This is a genomic window from Providencia sp. 2023EL-00965, from assembly GCF_033550225.1.
In the GTDB taxonomy this organism is placed as follows: Bacteria; Pseudomonadota; Gammaproteobacteria; order Enterobacterales; family Enterobacteriaceae; genus Providencia; species Providencia manganoxydans.
The window spans coordinates 1-4,181 of sequence record NZ_JAWUEH010000037.1; the positions used below are offsets into that span (position 1 = coordinate 1).

The following is a 4,181-nucleotide window of genomic DNA, read 5'->3' on the forward strand; positions in this document are numbered from 1 at the left end:
GTGGGATGTCTGGAAATGGGAGGATATCCCCCGACAGGTTTTGCCAAACAAAGCCATCTTCGGTTTTTATTAATCGGCTTTCCCAAAAGAAGCTCCAACCACGGCCGAGTACACCGTCATAGCAATAGCTGCTTAAATAGTTGCGTTGCCAGTAAAGTGGTAATTCAGATTCATAGGTAAAATCCAGCTCCTCTTCACCGTTTAATACTTTTTGCCCACCAATGACTTCGACAGGACGAGTGAGTATACCGAAGGTGCCAATACCCAAGGATAGACCTGTAAACGCTTTACCAAATCGGCAGAAAAAGCGACCGATTTTGGCACTGCCCGGTAATTTATTCCACAGCTTCGCCACTGCACCGGGGCCTTTCGCCGCCCCTGCACCAAAGCTTAAAAAGCCGGCGAATAACATCGTGAGGTCAGAGGCGGTGGTGAGCCAAGAGGGAATTTCAGGTTCAATATCTTCAGTTGCTTGCGTACCGCCGCCAATTCTGACATTGGGGGAGCCTTCCATCACGGTGGCATCACAGGTGGTCTTATCACCGACCCGAGAAGCGGGAAACCCATTGATATACACCGAGCCAGAGCCTTCTGCCATTTGACGGAGGCTATTTTCTTTGTCACAGTTGACCTGACTCCGCGTGGAGATAGCAGCGGGTTTACCATTAATGCGAACATTGCGTGAGCCGGTTTTGATTTCCCCACTGGGACTTAACGATTTAGACCCCGTTTCAACGCACTTATCCCGCACCCATTCTGCCAGCAGCCCTGTACCATAGCCGACCGCCAGTGAAGCGCCAATGGCAAGCACACCGACTCCAATACAGCTTGCAGCAATACCAACGCCCATTAAGACACCGGAAACAACGGCACCGCCAATGGCGATAGCGGCACCTAATACCGTTCCAACGAGCATTCCCCACATCGATTTGGAGTGACCGATGATATCCCCGACTCTGGCGGCTTCTGGCATGGCAATTACCCTCTTGGTTGAAAACTAAGTAGGAGGGTATTCATCCATGCCCATTGCTCATCATTAAAGGCATTCGGCGATGACATTGTAAAAATCAGGGTTTGGGTATCACTGAAAGGGTAAACGGCTTGAATTTGATAGACTTGCTGCTTTTTGTTCGGGCGGTAGCGTGAACTGATAAGATGGCCGTGAATATCATTGTCACCGAGCACCGAAGGCTTTTCTTCAAGGAGTTGCCAATCTTTCAAGGAACGTTGCAAAAGTTGCTTTTGGCGAGCAACATAGTCATCAAAGGTTTCATCAGCGGGTTTGTCATCCCGAGAAATGTTAACTGCATTGCCAGTGGGGGAAATCAGAATGTTGACGGTTTGTTCTTTGTAGCCATCAGGCAGAGTGACGCTACCTTCAGAAAAAATACAACGCGTTTCGTGACTCATTTAAATTCCCTTTTATCGTTAACAATACATTAATGACTGTCTTAGTTGGAAAACAAAGATGATTTGTTGCGTATATTGTGTTGATGGATACGTATTTTAAGCGCCAATATACCGTCAAATGGCAATAAGGTAAATTTCATTTTTTTTTATCTTAAATTTTATGCGTCTCATGTCAGGTAAACGTGACAAGGCGTTACTGTATCGCTCTAGTATTTATTTTATTAGGATGTTATGCAGATTAAGTTTTTAAGTAAAAGCAAATGAATATTAGTTGAAGAATAAAACACAATTAACACTGATTTTTCCAATAAATCAATTATCTTAAGTAATTCCCGCAGTCCTCTTGCAGCCCATACAACAACGGTTTCATGTTTTTATGAGGAAAGTCTGGCCACTCATCAATCTCTCTTGTCTGATGAATGTTTTCCTCACTTAGGCTTTCCCATCCAGCTTCATTCGGCACCCATAAGCCTTGCCATTCTTCTTGTGCTATTCGAGGCAGCTTCCAGCACGGCTGATAACTAATTCGTCCATGTTGTCGTAACACATCCAATGGGGTTTCAGGGCGCAGGGTGGCTAGAAAACGGTAAGAACTGGCGTTGTTGCGTAGCGTATCCTGATAAATGTCATCGCTGTGGGTGTCAATCAGGTATTCAAAGAGGGGAGAAAACGGTCAGATTAAGTCTGAGCTAATACTCTTCTCTTGGTTATACCTTGTATAACCACTTTAAATTTAAATATAATTTGTTATTATTCGGTAAAAACTATTTAAATGGAAATTAAACATGAAGATTGAAGAACAATATATAGAAAGTATTTATAGTAATTGTCAGGGGGTTGAAAGTCTGATTTATAGCTTAAAGAAATCTGCAGATGAGTTGGTAGGAGATAAAAGTCAACAAATAACAGGTAGGAAGCACCTTTCAACTGATGAGAATGATAATATTTTGCGATATCTTAAATTCAATCTTTGTTCAATGTTAAATGCTCATGCAAGTGTTTTAGACTATTTCTATAATTTATTATTAACAAAAGTTGGTTTTACCCAAGATGATATAAATGGTCAGACATTCAGCTTAATGTATGATAAAGAGGTTATATCTTTTATTGAAGGATTAGGTCGTGAAGGTAAGAAAACTAAAGCATTTGAAGAACTTGGGCTTAATGAGCTAAATATAAAGATAGCTAAATATAGGGAGGAGCATAACGAGTATTCAGAAGGTATGCCAAATGATATTGATTTAATGCGGGAAATATTCTCAGCCTACTTCAAGAATAAGCATTTCCGTATTTTATCCAAAAGAAAATATATTATTGATGAAATTTGCGATGTACTTTTTGGTTACACTCAACGACTCCATCCTGCGATGGTTTATCAATCATATACTCCTGCTATATTAAAAGAATTAAATAACTTAGTTAAGCATAATTTTATCCCTGATATAATTCCCATTTTCCCCTACAAAGGGTTATTCATCAATTTAAAAAACGATGCCATTCCTTATTTAAATGATGGGTTAATTAAGAAAATATTAGAACTGGATTTTTCAGTGTTTGAACGTTCAGAATGTATGATGAACGTAAATAAGAGTTTTGCATATAAGGATATACCGCTATTTAATGAAACGAATATATTTGGATTTAAATTCGAAACAGTTTCAGGTTGTGTTAATTATTCGGAATTTATGATCGATAATATATTTTTTGTAAAATCAAAGGCAGGAATAATAATTTCTTATTTTGATATTCAGAGTGAGATTCTTAAAACAATAGGAAATATAAAAGAATCTATTGACTCATTGGTTGATGATGACAGGATAAATCATATTGTCACTTCATCTAAAATAAGGCAACTGTAATTAGATTTTATTCTCTAAAATTTGCAGGGCTCATGATGAAAAAGTCCATTTTAGTGAATCCTAAATTGTTGGCTTTTTTAATTGATTGATTTTTTATGAAATTTAATGTGCTTGCCATTAATAGGGGAGCAGTAATGCAATTTATTATAATTGGAAATCAAAATATGGTGGTATGGAAGCTAATTACGCTAAACGATTAAAAGAGCTTGAAGATGAAGAGGCAAAACTGAAAAGCTATTTGCGGAAGTCAGATTTGAAAATCATGCAATGAAGTAGCTTTTATCAAAAAATTAGAGATGTCTGAGAATAAATCCTGTACCCAATCATTAAAGGTGGCAGGTTTATCAGTCATTAAGGCTTGCTAGTTAGCATTATTGTGGCGACCACCTTATTAACAAGGTAGCCGCAGCTATCAACGACAAGATGAATTCTTGTTGAATTACCTCCACTTTTTTTCCTTATCTTTTCATTTTCTTCTGTTGCTACACCTATTGTGCGTTGATGGATGAGAACAATAGTACCATCTATAAAGAAATATTTTCTATCTGATATTTTGGTAAATAATAATCTTATTTTATCTTTTTGAGACCAACTATTGGATAGTTTAAAAATGAAACTCCATTCTTTAAATTTTTTTGGAGCATCTCGCAATAGTCAGCCCGTTCTTATTCGATACAACATGTATTCAAAAGTCATTTGGTGCTTGTACTAGTCTTAGACGGATTCCATATTTCTCATGAGTTGGCATAGCATAGCTTACTATTTTTCTGTTAACATTATTCGCGTTGTCACTGATCATGTAAAACTGATCCACTAACGATCATAGAAAACTGAGCCACTTGGTATTATCCGTACATTTTTGTACGGGGAATTTATGATTACCAAGGAGATATTTGTGGATATTCATGTTCG

At 38.1% G+C, this 4,181-nt stretch carries 5 protein-coding genes and 1 pseudogene; 2 read left to right on the plus strand and 4 right to left on the minus strand.

The features are described 5' to 3' along the window. From SC428_RS21920 to SC428_RS21930, 3 genes are all read right to left on the minus strand, one after another. Positions 1-973, minus strand: a 973-nt coding sequence (locus tag SC428_RS21920) for a PAAR domain-containing protein (RefSeq protein ID WP_318710330.1), incomplete at its 3' end; no start/stop codon positions are given. A 5-nt stretch (positions 974-978) separates the two neighbouring features. After that, complete coding sequence (locus tag SC428_RS21925) at positions 979-1,410, minus strand: DUF1795 domain-containing protein (RefSeq protein ID WP_318710331.1); 432 nt, start codon at positions 1,408-1,410, stop codon at positions 979-981. A 316-nt stretch (positions 1,411-1,726) separates the two neighbouring features. Then, a complete protein-coding gene (locus tag SC428_RS21930) occupies positions 1,727-1,963 on the minus strand; it encodes a hypothetical protein (protein WP_318710332.1) in 237 nt (78 codons plus the stop codon). Positions 1,964-2,195: 232 nt separating this feature from the next. Here SC428_RS21930 and SC428_RS21935 point away from each other — a divergent pair, with 232 nt between their 5' ends. After that, positions 2,196-3,269, plus strand: a complete 1,074-nt coding sequence (locus SC428_RS21935) for a hypothetical protein (protein ID WP_318710333.1) — start codon at positions 2,196-2,198, stop codon at positions 3,267-3,269. Between the two features lie 124 nt (positions 3,270-3,393). Continuing rightward, a pseudogene (locus SC428_RS21940) lies at positions 3,394-3,501 on the plus strand (transposase); the annotation flags it as partial. A 119-nt stretch (positions 3,502-3,620) separates the two neighbouring features. Here SC428_RS21940 and SC428_RS21945 read toward each other — a convergent pair. Next, positions 3,621-3,920, minus strand: a complete 300-nt coding sequence (locus SC428_RS21945; RefSeq protein WP_318710334.1) for a hypothetical protein — start codon at positions 3,918-3,920, stop codon at positions 3,621-3,623. Positions 3,921-4,181: the final 261 nt, after the last annotated feature.

Coding starts and splice junctions, on each gene's coding strand:
- SC428_RS21925 (WP_318710331.1), bottom strand. CDS start 1,410: ATGAGTCACGAAACGCGTTGTATTTTTTCTGAAGGTAGCGTCACTCTG.
- SC428_RS21935 (WP_318710333.1), top strand. CDS start 2,196: ATGAAGATTGAAGAACAATATATAGAAAGTATTTATAGTAATTGTCAG.